This is a genomic window from Paenibacillus dendritiformis (assembly GCF_945605565.1).
Lineage (GTDB): Bacteria > Bacillota > Bacilli > Paenibacillales > Paenibacillaceae > Paenibacillus_B > Paenibacillus_B dendritiformis_A.
The window spans coordinates 3,105,069-3,118,672 of record NZ_OX216966.1; the positions used below are offsets into that span (position 1 = coordinate 3,105,069).

Below are 13,604 nucleotides of genomic sequence, written 5' to 3' on the forward strand. Positions count from 1 at the left end.
AATAGGAATGGCATTTGAAGGACTAACGAGCCGGCTGCAGAATGTATTCGGCAAGCTGCGCGGCAAGGGAAAAGTAACCGAAGACGACGTCAACGAAGCGATGCGCGAGGTGCGCCTCGCGCTGCTGGAGGCCGATGTCAACTTCAAGGTCGTCAAGGAATTCATCAATAAGGTGAAGGAGAAGGCCGTCGGCCAGGAAGTGATGAAGAGCTTCACGCCGGGCATGGTCATCGTTGACATCGTCAACAAGGAACTGACCGAGCTGATGGGCGGAACGGCGGCCAAGCTGGCCAAGGCGAACAAGCCGCCGACGGTCATCATGATGGCCGGCTTGCAAGGCGCCGGGAAGACGACGACGTCCGGGAAGCTGGCGAAGCTGCTGCAGAAGCAGAACCATAAGCCGCTGCTGGTCGCGGCCGACATTTATCGGCCAGCCGCCATCAAGCAGCTGGAGGTGCTGGGCGCGCAGATTAATGTGCCGGTCTTCTCCCTGGGGGATCAGGTCAGCCCGGTAGAGATTGCGCGCCAGGCGATGGAGCATGCGCGCGCCAACCACCTCGACTATGTGATCGTCGATACGGCGGGCCGCTTGCATATCGATGAAGCGCTGATGGAGGAACTTAAGCAGATTCACGAGACGGTGAATCCGGACGAAGTTCTGCTCGTCGTCGATGCGATGACCGGTCAGGATGCGGTCAATGTCGCGGAGAGCTTTAACCAGCAGCTGGCGCTTACCGGCGTCGTGCTGACGAAGCTGGATGGCGATACGCGCGGCGGCGCGGCGCTGTCGGTCAAGGCCGTGACAGGCTGTCCAATCAAGTTCGCCGCTCTTGGCGAGAAGATCGATGCGCTTGAGCCGTTCCATCCGGAGCGGATGGCGTCCCGGATTCTCGGTATGGGGGACATGCTGTCACTCATCGAGAAGGCGCAGGCGAACATCGATGCGGACAAGGCGAAGGAAATGGAGATGAAAATGCGCAATGCCGCATTTACGTTCGACGATTTCCTGGAGCAGATGCAGCAGGTGAAGCAGCTCGGGCCAATCGATCAGATTTTGGACATGATTCCGGGCATGAACAAGATGAAGCAGACGGCCAATCTGAAGGTGGATGAACGCCAGATGGGCCGGATCGAGGCGATTGTGCGCTCGATGACGAATGAGGAGCGGCAAGATCCCGATCTTATCAATCATAGCCGCCGCAAGCGGATCGCTGCTGGCAGCGGAACCTCGCTGGCCGACGTCAACCGGCTGATTAAGCAGTTCGACGAGATGCGCCGGATGATGAAGCAGTTCACCGAGATGATGGGGCCGAAGGGTCCGAAGATGATGAAGAATTTGAAGAGCAAGGCCGGCAAAGGAATGAGATTTCCTTTCCGCTGATGCATAGGGCCGGTTCCCCATAACGAACCGAATTCCGTTAAGGAGGTGAAAGTCGTGGCAGTACGTATCCGTCTGAAACGTATCGGTGCTCATAAAGCTCCGTTCTATCGTGTCGTTGTATCTGACTCCCGCTCTCCGCGTGATGGTCGATTCATCGAGGAAATCGGTTACTACAATCCGGTAGCTCAACCGGCAGTCGTTAACATCGACGAAGAAAAAGCGTTGAAATGGCTGCAAACAGGGGCACAAGCTTCTGACACCGTTCGCAACTTGCTTAGCCAAGCTGGCGTCATGAAGAAGTTCCATGAGCAAAAATACCAGAAGTAATCTAACCGTTCGGAGGGTCGCGAATGGAAGAGTTAGTGTATGTTATCGCACGCGCTTTGGTCGATCATCCGGAGGAGGTCCGTGTGAAGGCCGTGGAGAAAGACCATATCATCGTGTATGAGCTTCACGTCCATCCTGACGATGTCGGGAAGGTTATTGGGAAGCAAGGTCGCATTGCCAAGGCGCTTCGCACGGTCGTCACATCGGCAGCCGTTACGATTCCAAAACGGGTTGCCGTAGACATTATTTCTTAATCATGACGAAACGGGTTAGGATGAGATCCTAACCCTTTTTCGTATAGATGAAGCAATTGTGATACACTTATAATGCTTGTTGCACTACCTTTAGGGAAGACCCGTAATAGCAGGAGGATCGAGACGTTATGTCTGAACAATTGTATACCGTCGGCAAGCTGGTCAATACCCACGGCATTCGCGGCGATGTCAAAATAGTGGCGAGCACTGACTTCCCGGAAGAGCGCTTCGCTTCGGGCAGCGAGCTGATTCTGCAGCACCCGGAGACAAAGGAGTCGCTCTTAGTCACCGTGGAACGCGCGCGGCCGCAGAAAAATGTCTACATTGTAAAATTCAAAAATTTCGACAACATCAATGACGTGGAACGCTATAAGGGCTGGATTCTCTATGTTACTGCCGAACAGCAGAAGGAACTGCCGGAGGATGAATACTACTATCATGAGATTATCGGCTGCCGCGTCGTAACTGATGAAGAGGAAGAACTGGGCGTCATTAGCGAAATTCTGGCGCCGGGCGCGAATGATGTCTGGGTCGTCAAGCCTGCGAAGGGCAAGCCGATTCTGCTTCCAGCCATTCCGGATGTCATCCTCGACGTTGATATTCCCGGCAAGCTGGTGAAGGTCCATCTGATGGAGGGGCTTCTGTAATGCGCATCGATGTATTGACGATCTTCCCGGAGATGTGTGAGGGCGTGTTCCGCTCCAGCATATTGGGGAAGGCGCAGGAAAAAGGGCTCGTCACCTTGAATGCGGTCAATTTCCGGGACTATTCCGGGAACAAGCATCAGACCGTGGACGATTATCCATACGGAGGCGGCGGGGGCATGGTGCTCAAGCCGGAGCCGATCTTCGCGGCCGTCGAAGCCGTGATTGCGCAGGCAGAGGCGGAGCGGACGCGGCTTCCGCAGGAAGGGCAAGCCCCAGCGGCGGACGATTCGGATGTCCCGAATGTTCCCCATGGTTCGGACGGGCTGAATGGCCCGAACCGTCTGGAACGGAAGCGGCCGCGGGTCATCTTGATGTGCCCGCAGGGCGAGCCGTTCACCCAGGCCAAGGCGGAGGAGCTGGCGCAGGAATCGCATCTCATCTTGGTCTGCGGCCATTATGAAGGCTACGATGAGCGAATCCGCGAGCACCTCGTTACCGATGAGCTGTCGATCGGCGATTATGTGCTGACCGGCGGCGAGCTGCCGGCGATGGTCGTGACCGACTCGGTCGTGCGCCTCCTGCCGGGCGTGTTGGGCAATGAATCTTCGGCGGTGACCGATTCATTCAGCACCGGCCTGCTGGAATATCCGCACTATACGCGGCCGGCCGATTTCCGCGGCTGGACGGTGCCGGATGTGCTGTTGAGCGGCCACCATGCGAAGGTGAAGCAGTGGCGCAAAGAGCAGTCCCTGCGGCGCACCGTGGAACGGCGTCCGGATCTGCTCGAGTCCATCGAGCTCAATGAGGCGGATCGTAAGCTGCTGGAGCGTATCATCACGGAGCGCCAAGCGGATGAAGCGAATAAGGAATAGCGCAGAAGAGCACTTCCCCGGGATGTGCTCTTTTTGCAATAATATTCGATTCACAGAAGTGAGAGCATGCAGGAAAAGCCCGTGAACCAAGGCAGGTATGCCATAGTTCATGGGCTTAGGTGTGGGAGTAACTTGCGGCTCGTCCGCGTCAAGCTGCGAACATCTTCAGCAGATCAATCAACGGAGGAATAATGGCGCCAATGAATTCCAATACTGCGATGAATATTGTCATATCAATCACTCCCTGATATGATTTCCAAGAAACTGTAACGTCCCTTGTACTAACTATATCGGCAAACTGTCTCTATTTTTGAACAATTGTTACGGAAAAAATGAAAAAAATTGCGTTGTGGAGATACTCGACTGGAGAAGAGCATCCGGATATTTCGATGGATAGAGGTTGCCTAAGCGATTAATGTTACTGCTATTACCGGAAGGTGACTTCATTGCCGCCTCCACTTCGCCCGACAATACGTATACGCTGAAGGCCTATCTCGTCAATGCGGGAGGGGCTACCGGAGGCTTTGCCATTCGCGGCGAATTATTGAACAATAAAAAAGGAAGCCGCAAAAATATTTATTGGGATTATCACATCGAAAAGGCAAATATGCGATGGCTCGATGACACTCATCTTGTCATCAACGGGAAGACATTGAATGTCAAAAAAGAAACCTACGATTTCAGAAAATACAGAAATCAAACTCCCAAGTAATTACATAACGCAAAACAACAAACAGACCGCTGGATAACGCCTCCAGCGGTCTTCTCTTACTCGGCATCCATCAGCGTCAGCTCGATGACGGTATCGATGTCGTCCGGGAGTTGGGCTGTCGGAATATTGATGAACAGATAATCCGGATAGTCGACCGCATTCCACGGCGTCTGAATGTTGACCTCGGCTCCGTCCGCCAGCAAGCGCGCTTCCTTCACGCGGCCATTCAAGCCTTGCAGCGCGATCGGCCCGATGCCCCGATCCAAAATATGCGCGTACAGCTTATTGCCTTTTTGCGTGTACCGTCCCCATTCCGGTTTGCTCAGGGCTGCCGCCCCGCAGCCGTAGATGCTGTCGCCGTTCGCCCGCATCCAGGCTCCGACTTCGTCCAGCACGTCAAGCGATAGCTGCGGAATCTCGCCCTTCGCATTCGGCCCGACATTGAGCAGCATGTTCCCGTTCTTGCTTACGCATTCGACGAGGCCGCGAACCACCTGCTTCGGTGTCTTGTAGTCGCGGTCATGCGCGTGATAGCCCCAATGATGATTCAGCGTAATGCACGCCTCCCACGGAATCGGCTTCCCATCTTCGTTGACGATGCCATGCGGCGGCAGCAGCTGCTCCGGCGAAGCGAAGTCGCCTGCATAGATTTCCGGCTCCCGGGCCTTGATGTTGCCGCCCAACCGATTATCGATCAGCACATTCGGCTGCAGCTCGCGAATCATGTTCACCAGCTCGGTCGCCTTCCATTTTTCACCGGTCATATCTTCGTAAGAGAAATCGAACCAGAGCACGTCGATTGTCCCGTAGTTGGTCAGCAGCTCCTTCACCTGGCCGTGCATATAGTCAAGATAGCGGTTGAAGTCCTGCGGGCGATCCTTGAATTCCGCGTTGTCCCGCATCGGATGCTGGCGATCGCCATAGGCCGGATAGTCCGGATGATGCCAGTCGATAATCGAGTAATAGAAGCCGACCTTGATCCCTTCGGCCCGGAATGCGTCTACATACTCGCGAATCAGATCGCGGCCCGCCGGCGTATTCGTCGCTTTATAGTCCGTCAAGGCGCTGTCGAACAGACAGAAGCCGTCATGATGCTTGGCCGTCATGACTGCATATTTCATGCCTGCGGCTTTGGCAGCCTTGGCCCATGCCTTCGGATTGTAATTCACCGGATTGAAGCTGTTGAAATATTTCTCATAATCCTCCACCGAGATGCGCTCGAAGCTGCGAACCCATTCGCCTCGGGCGGGAATCGCATATAATCCCCAATGGATAAACATGCCGAAGCGATCGTGATTGAACCATTGTATACGCTGCTCGCGTTCGGATAACGTCATCGTTTCTCTCTCCTTTGCCCTTATTTGTCCCCATTGTACGATGGAGCGGTTATAATGAAGATAGAGAGAATTCATTCGTTTTTGGACAAAATTAAGATTATGGAATGGAGCATGCAAGCATGGGAAAGCCGGAGCTGCTGCAGCGCTATCTGGCCAATGTGCGGCTGAGCGTGACCGATGCCTATTACACGAAATGCAATCCCGACTGGCGCGAAACCGACTTTGTGCCGGAGTTCAACAGGATGTATTTGATACGAAGCGGAGAAGGGAAAATCGAGATCGACGGTACGGCCTATTATCCCGGGCCTGGTCAAATGGTCATCATGCCTGCCCGCGTTATCCAGTCCTATGGAACGATAAGCGACGATACCTACGAGAAATACTGGTGCCACTTTACGGCCTTGATCGGCGAGCGCCATTTGTTCCAGTCGATGCGGATTCCGTATTGCCTTACGCTGCCGGAAGACGTGTTCCGGGAGGCGGGGAGCCATTTCCAACGGCTCATCCGATGCCATGCAGGCGGACATTGGACGGCGGAGCTGAACAAGCAGGCGATGCTGATCGAGCTGCTCAGCCTGTATTTCCGGACGGCGGGTCTGGAACGCATTGATCTGCCTTCGTCCCAGGCGCTGGACAAGCTGAATGTGGCCCTGCAGATGATGAACGAGCATCTGTCGGAGCGGCTGAATGTGCAGCAGCTGGCGGAGCGGGTCCATTTTCACCCGAATTACTTCATTACCTTGTTCCGGGAGCATATGGGAGAGTCGCCGGTTCAATATATGAACCGGATGAAAATCGAGCGCGCGAAGCAGCTGCTGCTGACTACGGCATTGACGGTGACCGAAGTGGCCGATGCGGTCGGGCTGGATGTATATTATTTCTCGCGCTTGTTCAAAAATAGTACCGGATTCAATCCAACGTCGTTCAAAGCGGCGCATAAGACGGAGGCGAAGTGAACAGATGATGGCGGATACGGAGAACAAGATGCGGCTCTTTATCGGCGTGCCGCTGGGCGAGTCTGCCAGCGCCGTCCTCGATAACTGGGCGAAGCAAGCGCAGCGCCAGTGGGCTTTTTCCCGCTGGGTTCATCCGGCGGACTACCATATCACGCTGCAATTTCTCGGCGATACCCCGGAGTCGAAGCTGGCGCCGCTGCTGGAAGAGCTGAACCGGACGGCGGCACGCAGCGCGCCGTTCCGGCTGGCCTTGGGCGGACGGGGCACGTTCGGGCTTCCTTCCTCGCCGCGGGTACTGTGGGCGGCCGTCGCCGGAGACATCGACAGGCTTCATGAACTGCATCATCAGGTTCTGAAGACGACGGCTCCGCTAGGCTTCATGCCGGAAGCGAGGCCATACCGGCCCCATATTACGTTGGCCCGCAAGTATAAGGGAACAACTGCATGGGACCCGGGCATGCTGGAGGCAGATACGAGCGGCGCGGCGGCGGAATGGACGGCGGATCGGTTCTGTCTGTTCCGGACGCATATGCAGGCGACGCCGATGTACGAGCGGCTGGGGGAGTTCCGGCTATCCGGTACTTCCGGTTCATAAAAAAGGGCTTGTTTTCACCCGCAGGACGTCCGGGGAAAACGGGCCCTTTTTCACATATATTTACGGGTTTGCCACCTTTATAATAAAAAAGACCTGTCCAACCGGCATTTTTCGCCATGAACAGGCCTTTTCTTGTCTTCGTTTGCGAGGACAGTACCAGACAGGAGGGATGAGACACATTTTGAACAAGCGCATACACGCCGTTAACTGTCGGGAAATGTTGTTATCGAACCGGTATGACGATGCTGCGCCCTGCCGCCGTGACTGCTGGAAGGAATGGAGGAGAGACGAATGAATAGACTCGCAACTCGGGCCGGTCTGCTGCTGCTCATCGTATCTGCCGCCCTGATGGCCGGCTTCACGCAGGCGGACGAACCGCAGCAGGCAACATGGGTATGGCAGGCCGAGCGCATCGTTTCGGATCCGGAGCAATTGTTGTCTTTTGCCAAAAATAATCAGATTGATGTAATGTACTTGCATATCCACCCGGATGTTCCGGAATCGGCATACCGCCAATTCGTGCGGCAGGCCGCCAAGGAAGGCATTGAAGTGCATGCGCTGGCGGGCGATCCGACATGGGCGCTGCCGGAGTACCGCGGGCGGATGATGGATTTTCTTCACAAAATCCAACATTATAATGCTCAGGCAGCGGAAGATGAGCGGTTCCGGGGAATCCATCTTGACATCGAGCCGTATGTGCTTCCGCAATGGGAGGAAGACACGAATGAGATTATTCATGCGTGGATGGACAATCTCGATGTCTTCCTGGAGGCCGGACGGAAGGAAGGCAGCCTCGAGTTCGGCGTGGACATCCCGGTATGGTTCGACGGCTACGCCGGAACCGACCCGTCGGATGCTTCTTTGACGGAATCGGTCATGAAGCGCTTTGATTACACGACGCTGATGGCGTATCGTCACGAGCTGGAAGGGGACAATGGCATCCTGGCCCTGATTCGCGAGGAGATGGCTATCGGGGACCGGCTTGGCACGAAGGTATTGGTCGGGATCAACGCCAAGCCGATGCCGGGAGAAGAGCATACAACCTTCGCCAATCAGGGCGCCGCGGCCATGAACGATGCTTTGAAGCAGATCGGCGCTTCTTTGGCGGGGCATTCATCCTATGGAGGAACCGCCGTTCACGATTACCGTTATTGGAATGACCTGCTGGCGCAGCAGCCGAATGTGCCCGATCCGGCGGAGCCGGAACCGAAGCCGGATCCCGAGCCCGCTCCAGACCCGAAGCCTGATCCGGAACCGAACCCCGACCCGGGACAGCCTGAACCCGCTCCGGATCCCGACTGGGTCCCGGACGCTTCACCGATTGAACGCGTCAAGCCGATTGTCGGCACCTATATTTGGCGGGCCGAGCTGGCGATTCACCAGCCGGATGAGATTATCGCCTTTGCCCGGGACAAAGGCATCAATTTGCTTTACGTCCGGTTGGATTTGGAGCAGCCGTACGAAGTCTACCGCTCGCTTGTGAAGAAGGCGCATGAAGCAGGCATCGAGATGCACGCCATGGGCGGCCACCCCGGTTGGGCGCTGCAGGATAACGCGCCGCGCATTCGCAGGCTGATTGATTACGTGAAAAAGTATAACCGCGCGGCGGAAGCGGATGAGCGGTTCCACGGCATCCATCTGGATGTCGAGCCGTACGTGCTCCCGGATTGGTCGAGCCGCAAGGACGAGGTGCTGCGCCAATGGACGGCCAACATGAAGATGTTCGTGGAGGAGACGAAACGGAACTCGAACCTGGAGACGAGCATCGATTTGGCCGTGTGGCTTGATCGGACGCTTCTGCCTGACGAACCGGAGCTGTCGGTCAGCGAATGGATGATCCGGACGATGGATCATGTGTCGCTGATGGCGTTCCGCAACATAGCAGACGGCTCGAACGGCATTGCGGCCGTTGTCCGCGATGAGATGCGCATGGCCGATCGGCAGGGGAAGCCGCTCATCGTCACCGTCGAGATGAAGCAGAGCCCGGAAGGCGGCCATATTTCCTTCTTCGACAAAGGCAGTGTCGAGATGGAGAAGCAGCTCTCACTTCTCCCTGAACTATTAGGCGAGTTCAACGCCTATATCGGCAATGCGGTGCATGCCTATGATTATTGGAAGGAAGCGAAGCCTTGATGCGGCTGGAGTTAGGCGTCTCTGACCGTTAATCCGGCCAAACGAGACCACTTTCCCTTCAGGGTATGATATCCTTGATGGAGAAAGTGGTCTTTTGTATCTGCATATCGAAGCGGCGTTCAGGCTCGCGTGAAGCTATGACGGCTTGAGTACATACTTAATCGTTCGCATCCCATAATTCGGAGAATATATAGGAGGACACGATGCCAAGATATGAATCGATTCGCGAACGGATCCTCAATAATCCTTCGCTCTATCCATTTGAGCCATGCACGGAGGAAGAGATAATAAAAGAGGGGATAGAGGGCGTGCCTGAGGACTACCTTGACTTTTTGAAGGAAGTCGGATAAGGCTGGGCGCTTGTCGAAATATGGCATGATGACAACTTGTCGCTTCATTACTGCGAGGAACAAAGCTTTGAGGAATTCGTGCGGCGCCTGTTCGATCCGAACCAATAAGCGTAAATTGCCCGACAGTACGCAATAATCGCTTGCTTCCAAGCGCATCGTATTACATATGCAATGGAGCGCCTGTTTTATTTACGGGAAAACGGATTATACTGAATAATGACGCTATGCGCTTAACCATACCCGTTTGTGCAGACAGATTGAAAATAAGATGAATACATAAATTATTTTCTTGTAATTGGTTGGACGGTATGCTAGAATTATTTCTGTTGTTCGGAATACGGTGGTCCTCTATATTCGATGAGGTCGAGCGCATGGGGCGCTCCCGAGATGTATGAACACCTGTGTGGAAGGAGGGAGTCCAAGATGAATATCGTTCAAGCAATTACGCAAGACCAGCTTCGCAAGGATATTCCTAGCTTTCGTCCCGGCGATACTTTGAAGGTATATGTAAAAGTTATCGAGGGATCCCGCGAGCGTATCCAGTTGTTCGAAGGTGTGGTCATTAAGCGTCGTGGCGGCGGAATCAGCGAAACATTCACCGTTCGTAAGATTTCTTACGGCGTAGGTGTTGAGCGTACGTTCCCGCTTCATACGCCTAAAATCGATAGAATCGAAGTGGCTCGCCGTGGTAAAGTGCGTCGTGCGAAGCTTTATTATCTTCGCAATCTTCGCGGTAAAGCAGCGAGAATCAAAGAAATCCGTTAAGGAACCGGGGGCTTGCTTAGCTGCAAGTCCCTTTTGCTATTTTATTCCACGTAAGTGGCCGAAGCTTGCATGTTCGCCTACCGATAGCGTATGATATGACTGCATAGCAGCAATTCGAGGAAAGCGGGGCACTGCCGATGGATCAACACGACCAAATGATGCAACCGAATGCGGCGGAAGAGCCGCCAACCAAAAAGACGCAAGCGAAAAACGAGCTTCTGGAGTGGGTGAAAGCGATTGCGATCGCCGTGGTGCTCGTCGTCATCGTGCGATGGCTGTTGTTTGCTCCGTTTATCGTAGACGGCCCTTCCATGGAACCGAATTTTTGGACGGGCGAGCGACTTATTGTGAATAAAGTCTTGTATGATTTTCGCGAGCCGAAGCGCGGGGAAGTGGTCGTCTTCCACGTACCGGAGGAGAATCGCGATTTGATTAAGCGGGTTATCGGCGTGGCCGGGGATACGATAGAATACCGCGGCGACGATCTGTACGTCAATGGCAATAAGGTTCAAGAACCTTACATACAAGAAGCGCTGGACGAAGCTCACAAAAATGGAGAGCTGTACAATGACCGCGATTTCCCGAATGATCTGATTCAAAAGAACACTGTGCCGGAAGGGCATATTTTCGTTATGGGAGATCACCGGAACAACAGCACGGACAGCCGCATGCTTGGATTTATTTCGTTGAAGGACGTCATCGGAAGAGCGGATGTTATTTTCTGGCCGCTGTCGCATGCGAAGTTTGTACAACACCACTAGGCAGGCAGAGACTGAATCACCAGGAGGTGGATGCCGATGACTATCCAATGGTTCCCCGGGCACATGACGCGCGCCCGGCGGCAGATCCAGGAGAAGCTCAAGCTGATTGATGTCGCCATCGAACTATTGGACGCGCGGTTGCCCATGTCCAGCCGCAATCCGATGATTGGCGACATTTTGCAACATAAGCCGCGGCTTATTTTATTGAACAAGGCGGACCTCGCCGATCCGGAGATGAATGCGCGTTGGCTGCAGGCGTTCCGTGGCGAAGGCCATGCCGCGCTCGCGATCGACGCCTCGACAGGCACGAATGTCGCGCAGATACCTGGCGAAGCCCGGAAGCTGCTGGAAGAGAAAATTCAGCGCCAGCTCGCCAAGGGGATGAAGCCGCGCCCGGTGCGCGCGCTCATCGTCGGCATACCGAATGTCGGCAAATCGACGCTCATCAACAAGCTGGCTGGCCGCAGCGTGGCCGCGACCGGCGATCGCCCAGGGGTCACCAAAGGGCAGCAGTGGATCAAGGTCGGTTCCGAGATGGAGCTGCTCGATACGCCTGGCATTTTGTGGCCGAAGTTCGAGGACCAGGAAGTCGGCTACCGGCTCGCGGCGACCGGAGCGATCAGGGATGAAATATTGAATGTTGAAGATATCGCGTTCTATACGATCAAGCAGCTAGCCGACCAGTATCGGGAGCGGCTCAATGAACGCTATGGCCTCGCTATTCCGCCGGAAGGCGGCCGGGAACAGGATGAGATTGTCGAGATAATGGAAGCGATCGGCCGCAAGCGCGGATGTCTGATGGCTGGCGGACGCGTCAATCTGGAGAAAGCGTCAAGCGTCATCCTTCGCGATCTGCGGGGAGGCAAGCTGGGCCGGATAACGCTCGAGGAGCCGTATTCCTTCCTCGTCAATGAGAACGGGAATTGAACGGGAAAGCGCCGTATGCGCCGATTCATCGGACGCGCGGCGTTTTTTTGATCCTCGATATGATGTCGTCGCTCACTGCCTTTTCCCTTGCGCCCAACCGTATATGAAGGCGCAGTATGGCATAACAGCCATTCTCCCATCGAGTCAGGGGGAACGTGTGTGTGGAGAGCTTCTTATGTACAATCTCCCGTCGGGTCAGGAGGAACGTGTGTGTGAGGAGGCTCATATGAACAATCTCCCATCGGGGCAGGAGAACGGTCTGTGTGGAGGACCTTATGTACAATCTCCCGTCGGGTCAGGAGAACGGTCTGTGTGGAGGATCTTATGTACAATATCCCGTTGAGTCAGGGAAGCGGAGTGTGTGGAGGTTCTTATGAACAATCTTCCATTCGGTCAAGGGGAACGTGTCTGTGTGAAGTGTCTTATGAGCAATATCCCAACGAATCAGGAAACGCATGGGACCCTTATTACCACTCTCCCCTTAGGTCAGAAATAGGTAAGCTAGCAGTACTTTAAATGCAATTCCACCCGGATTTTTAGCTTATGGTTTTTGAATATATGAAAGAAGCGGTGCTTTAGAAAAACTGACGGAAAGGGATAATGGGCGAAAGGATGGGAGAGGGCAAGAAGCCACCTGACTCGTTGGGAGATTGGTGAAAAGAAAAGCCGGGGAATGGCGGCTGATCACCAGCACTCGAAGGGAGTCATCTGCATGGAAAGGGAGACGAGCAAGTTCGAATTCGGGAAAATTCGCCATATTGTTCCATTCGCAGAACATATGTCGTTATTTGGCGTATAGATAGATGTGAGGTACCAATTGTAACGGGATAGTCTGCCAACGGGGCGGATGATGGAGAAGTTGAGGAGAAACCAGGCGAGTGAAATGCAGGAAGAGGGGAAGATAATGGGTCAGCGCAAGACAGTGGATGCAGAAGCTGAAGCGATCGATCTGACCGCATGGGAGAAGCGGTTATGGGAGGAAGGGCTTCAGTATGTGGCCGGCATTGATGAGGTCGGGCGGGGCTGCCTGTTCGGCGATGTAGTCGCTGCGGCCGTCATACTGCCTGCGGGCGTCGTGATTGACGGGATAAATGATTCGAAGAAGCTATCGGCGAAAAAACGGGAGGCGCTCTACGAAGAGATAACGGAGTGCGCGATCGCTTGGTCTGTTGCGCAGGTCGACGCGTCGACCATTGATCGCATTAATATTAAGCAGGCTTCGCGCCTGGCCATGAAGCAGGCCGTCGAGGGGCTCGGCGTCCGTCCCGACATGCTGCTAATCGACGCGGAGCGCATCGATTGCCCGCTGCCACAGGAAGCGATTGTGAAGGGGGATGCGAACAGTCAATCTATCGCGGCCGCCTCGATTGTAGCCAAGGTAACGCGCGATCGGCTGTGTGTGGGCTTGTGGGACGGGATGTACCCCGACTATGGCATTGCCGTACATAAAGGATATGCAACGAAGCTGCATCGAGAGCAGCTGGAACAGCTTGGTCCGACGCCGATGCACCGGAAGTCGTTCCTGAAGTCGCTCTTCCCGGAGGAGGAGCAGTTGAGCCTGTTCTAGGCATGTACGGGCCCAGGGGA

The 13,604-nt window shown here is 54.7% G+C and carries 15 protein-coding genes; 14 read left to right on the forward strand and 1 reads right to left on the reverse strand.

What is annotated here, in order from left to right; all coding sequences use genetic code 11:
* Window positions 1–7: 7 nt before the first annotated feature.
* From ffh to NNL35_RS13525, 6 genes are all read left to right on the forward strand, one after another.
* Entirely contained in the window at window positions 8–1,381 is a 1,374-nt protein-coding gene (gene ffh / locus NNL35_RS13500; RefSeq protein WP_006676642.1) for a signal recognition particle protein, read from the forward strand.
* Window positions 1,382–1,435: 54 nt separating this feature from the next.
* A complete protein-coding gene (rpsP, locus tag NNL35_RS13505; RefSeq protein WP_006676643.1) occupies window positions 1,436–1,708 on the forward strand; it encodes a 30S ribosomal protein S16 in 273 nt (90 codons plus the stop codon).
* 23 nt (window positions 1,709–1,731) lie between these two features.
* Window positions 1,732–1,962, forward strand: a complete 231-nt coding sequence (locus NNL35_RS13510; RefSeq protein ID WP_087443024.1) for a KH domain-containing protein — start codon at window positions 1,732–1,734, stop codon at window positions 1,960–1,962.
* A gap of 128 nt (window positions 1,963–2,090) precedes the next feature.
* Window positions 2,091–2,609: a ribosome maturation factor RimM gene (rimM, locus tag NNL35_RS13515; protein ID WP_006676645.1), complete on the forward strand. Its 519-nt coding sequence runs from the start codon at window positions 2,091–2,093 to the stop codon at window positions 2,607–2,609.
* Complete coding sequence (gene trmD / locus NNL35_RS13520) at window positions 2,609–3,481, forward strand: tRNA (guanosine(37)-N1)-methyltransferase TrmD (RefSeq protein WP_254553440.1); 873 nt, start codon at window positions 2,609–2,611, stop codon at window positions 3,479–3,481. Before rimM ends, trmD begins: the two co-directional genes overlap by 1 nt.
* Before the next feature lie 415 nt (window positions 3,482–3,896).
* Window positions 3,897–4,193: a DUF5412 family protein gene (locus tag NNL35_RS13525; protein WP_254553441.1), complete on the forward strand. Its 297-nt coding sequence runs from the start codon at window positions 3,897–3,899 to the stop codon at window positions 4,191–4,193.
* A gap of 56 nt (window positions 4,194–4,249) precedes the next feature.
* Here the strand turns inward: NNL35_RS13525 and NNL35_RS13530 are convergent, their stop codons facing one another.
* Window positions 4,250–5,530 carry an alpha-L-fucosidase gene (locus NNL35_RS13530; protein WP_254553442.1) on the reverse strand — a complete coding sequence of 427 codons (1,281 nt, stop codon included), beginning with the start codon at window positions 5,528–5,530 and terminating at the stop codon, window positions 4,250–4,252.
* Between the two features lie 119 nt (window positions 5,531–5,649).
* On the opposite strand from NNL35_RS13530, the gene NNL35_RS13535 reads away from it, so the two are divergent.
* From NNL35_RS13535 to NNL35_RS13570, 8 genes are all read left to right on the forward strand, one after another.
* Window positions 5,650–6,486, forward strand: coding sequence for a helix-turn-helix domain-containing protein (locus NNL35_RS13535; protein ID WP_254553443.1), 837 nt, complete (start codon window positions 5,650–5,652; stop codon window positions 6,484–6,486).
* 4 nt (window positions 6,487–6,490) lie between these two features.
* Window positions 6,491–7,081 (forward strand): RNA 2',3'-cyclic phosphodiesterase, encoded by a 591-nt coding sequence (gene thpR / locus NNL35_RS13540; protein ID WP_254553444.1) that lies wholly within the window; start codon window positions 6,491–6,493, stop codon window positions 7,079–7,081.
* 291 nt (window positions 7,082–7,372) lie between these two features.
* The gene (locus NNL35_RS13545; RefSeq protein ID WP_254553445.1) at window positions 7,373–9,214 is read left to right on the forward strand and encodes an SGNH/GDSL hydrolase family protein; all 1,842 of its coding nucleotides are present in this window, start codon (window positions 7,373–7,375) and stop codon (window positions 9,212–9,214) included.
* A 203-nt stretch (window positions 9,215–9,417) separates the two neighbouring features.
* Window positions 9,418–9,564, forward strand: coding sequence for a hypothetical protein (locus NNL35_RS13550; RefSeq protein ID WP_254553446.1), 147 nt, complete (start codon window positions 9,418–9,420; stop codon window positions 9,562–9,564).
* A 423-nt stretch (window positions 9,565–9,987) separates the two neighbouring features.
* On the forward strand, window positions 9,988–10,329 hold the full coding sequence (gene rplS, locus NNL35_RS13555; protein WP_006676652.1) for a 50S ribosomal protein L19: 342 nt from the start codon (window positions 9,988–9,990) through the stop codon (window positions 10,327–10,329).
* 137 nt (window positions 10,330–10,466) lie between these two features.
* Entirely contained in the window at window positions 10,467–11,090 is a 624-nt protein-coding gene (gene lepB / locus NNL35_RS13560; protein WP_420832854.1) for a signal peptidase I, read from the forward strand.
* Window positions 11,091–11,126: 36 nt separating this feature from the next.
* A complete protein-coding gene (gene ylqF, locus NNL35_RS13565) occupies window positions 11,127–12,017 on the forward strand; it encodes a ribosome biogenesis GTPase YlqF (RefSeq protein WP_254553448.1) in 891 nt (296 codons plus the stop codon).
* Window positions 12,018–12,867: 850 nt separating this feature from the next.
* Window positions 12,868–13,584 carry a ribonuclease HII gene (locus NNL35_RS13570; RefSeq protein WP_276540150.1) on the forward strand — a complete coding sequence of 239 codons (717 nt, stop codon included), beginning with the start codon at window positions 12,868–12,870 and terminating at the stop codon, window positions 13,582–13,584.
* Window positions 13,585–13,604: the final 20 nt, after the last annotated feature.

Excerpts from the sequence above, each read along its gene's own strand:
- ffh (WP_006676642.1), top strand. The coding sequence starts at position 8 with ATGGCATTTGAAGGACTAACGAGCCGGCTGCAGAATGTATTCGGCAAG.
- NNL35_RS13510 (WP_087443024.1), top strand. The coding sequence starts at position 1,732 with ATGGAAGAGTTAGTGTATGTTATCGCACGCGCTTTGGTCGATCATCCG.
- rimM (WP_006676645.1), top strand. The coding sequence starts at position 2,091 with ATGTCTGAACAATTGTATACCGTCGGCAAGCTGGTCAATACCCACGGC.
- trmD (WP_254553440.1), top strand. The coding sequence starts at position 2,609 with ATGCGCATCGATGTATTGACGATCTTCCCGGAGATGTGTGAGGGCGTG.
- NNL35_RS13525 (WP_254553441.1), top strand. The coding sequence starts at position 3,897 with ATGTTACTGCTATTACCGGAAGGTGACTTCATTGCCGCCTCCACTTCG.
- NNL35_RS13530 (WP_254553442.1), bottom strand. The coding sequence starts at position 5,530 with ATGACGTTATCCGAACGCGAGCAGCGTATACAATGGTTCAATCACGAT.
- NNL35_RS13535 (WP_254553443.1), top strand. The coding sequence starts at position 5,650 with ATGGGAAAGCCGGAGCTGCTGCAGCGCTATCTGGCCAATGTGCGGCTG.
- thpR (WP_254553444.1), top strand. The coding sequence starts at position 6,491 with ATGATGGCGGATACGGAGAACAAGATGCGGCTCTTTATCGGCGTGCCG.
- NNL35_RS13545 (WP_254553445.1), top strand. The coding sequence starts at position 7,373 with ATGAATAGACTCGCAACTCGGGCCGGTCTGCTGCTGCTCATCGTATCT.
- NNL35_RS13550 (WP_254553446.1), top strand. The coding sequence starts at position 9,418 with ATGCCAAGATATGAATCGATTCGCGAACGGATCCTCAATAATCCTTCG.
- rplS (WP_006676652.1), top strand. The coding sequence starts at position 9,988 with ATGAATATCGTTCAAGCAATTACGCAAGACCAGCTTCGCAAGGATATT.
- lepB (WP_420832854.1), top strand. The coding sequence starts at position 10,467 with ATGGATCAACACGACCAAATGATGCAACCGAATGCGGCGGAAGAGCCG.
- ylqF (WP_254553448.1), top strand. The coding sequence starts at position 11,127 with ATGACTATCCAATGGTTCCCCGGGCACATGACGCGCGCCCGGCGGCAG.
- NNL35_RS13570 (WP_276540150.1), top strand. The coding sequence starts at position 12,868 with ATGGAGAAGTTGAGGAGAAACCAGGCGAGTGAAATGCAGGAAGAGGGG.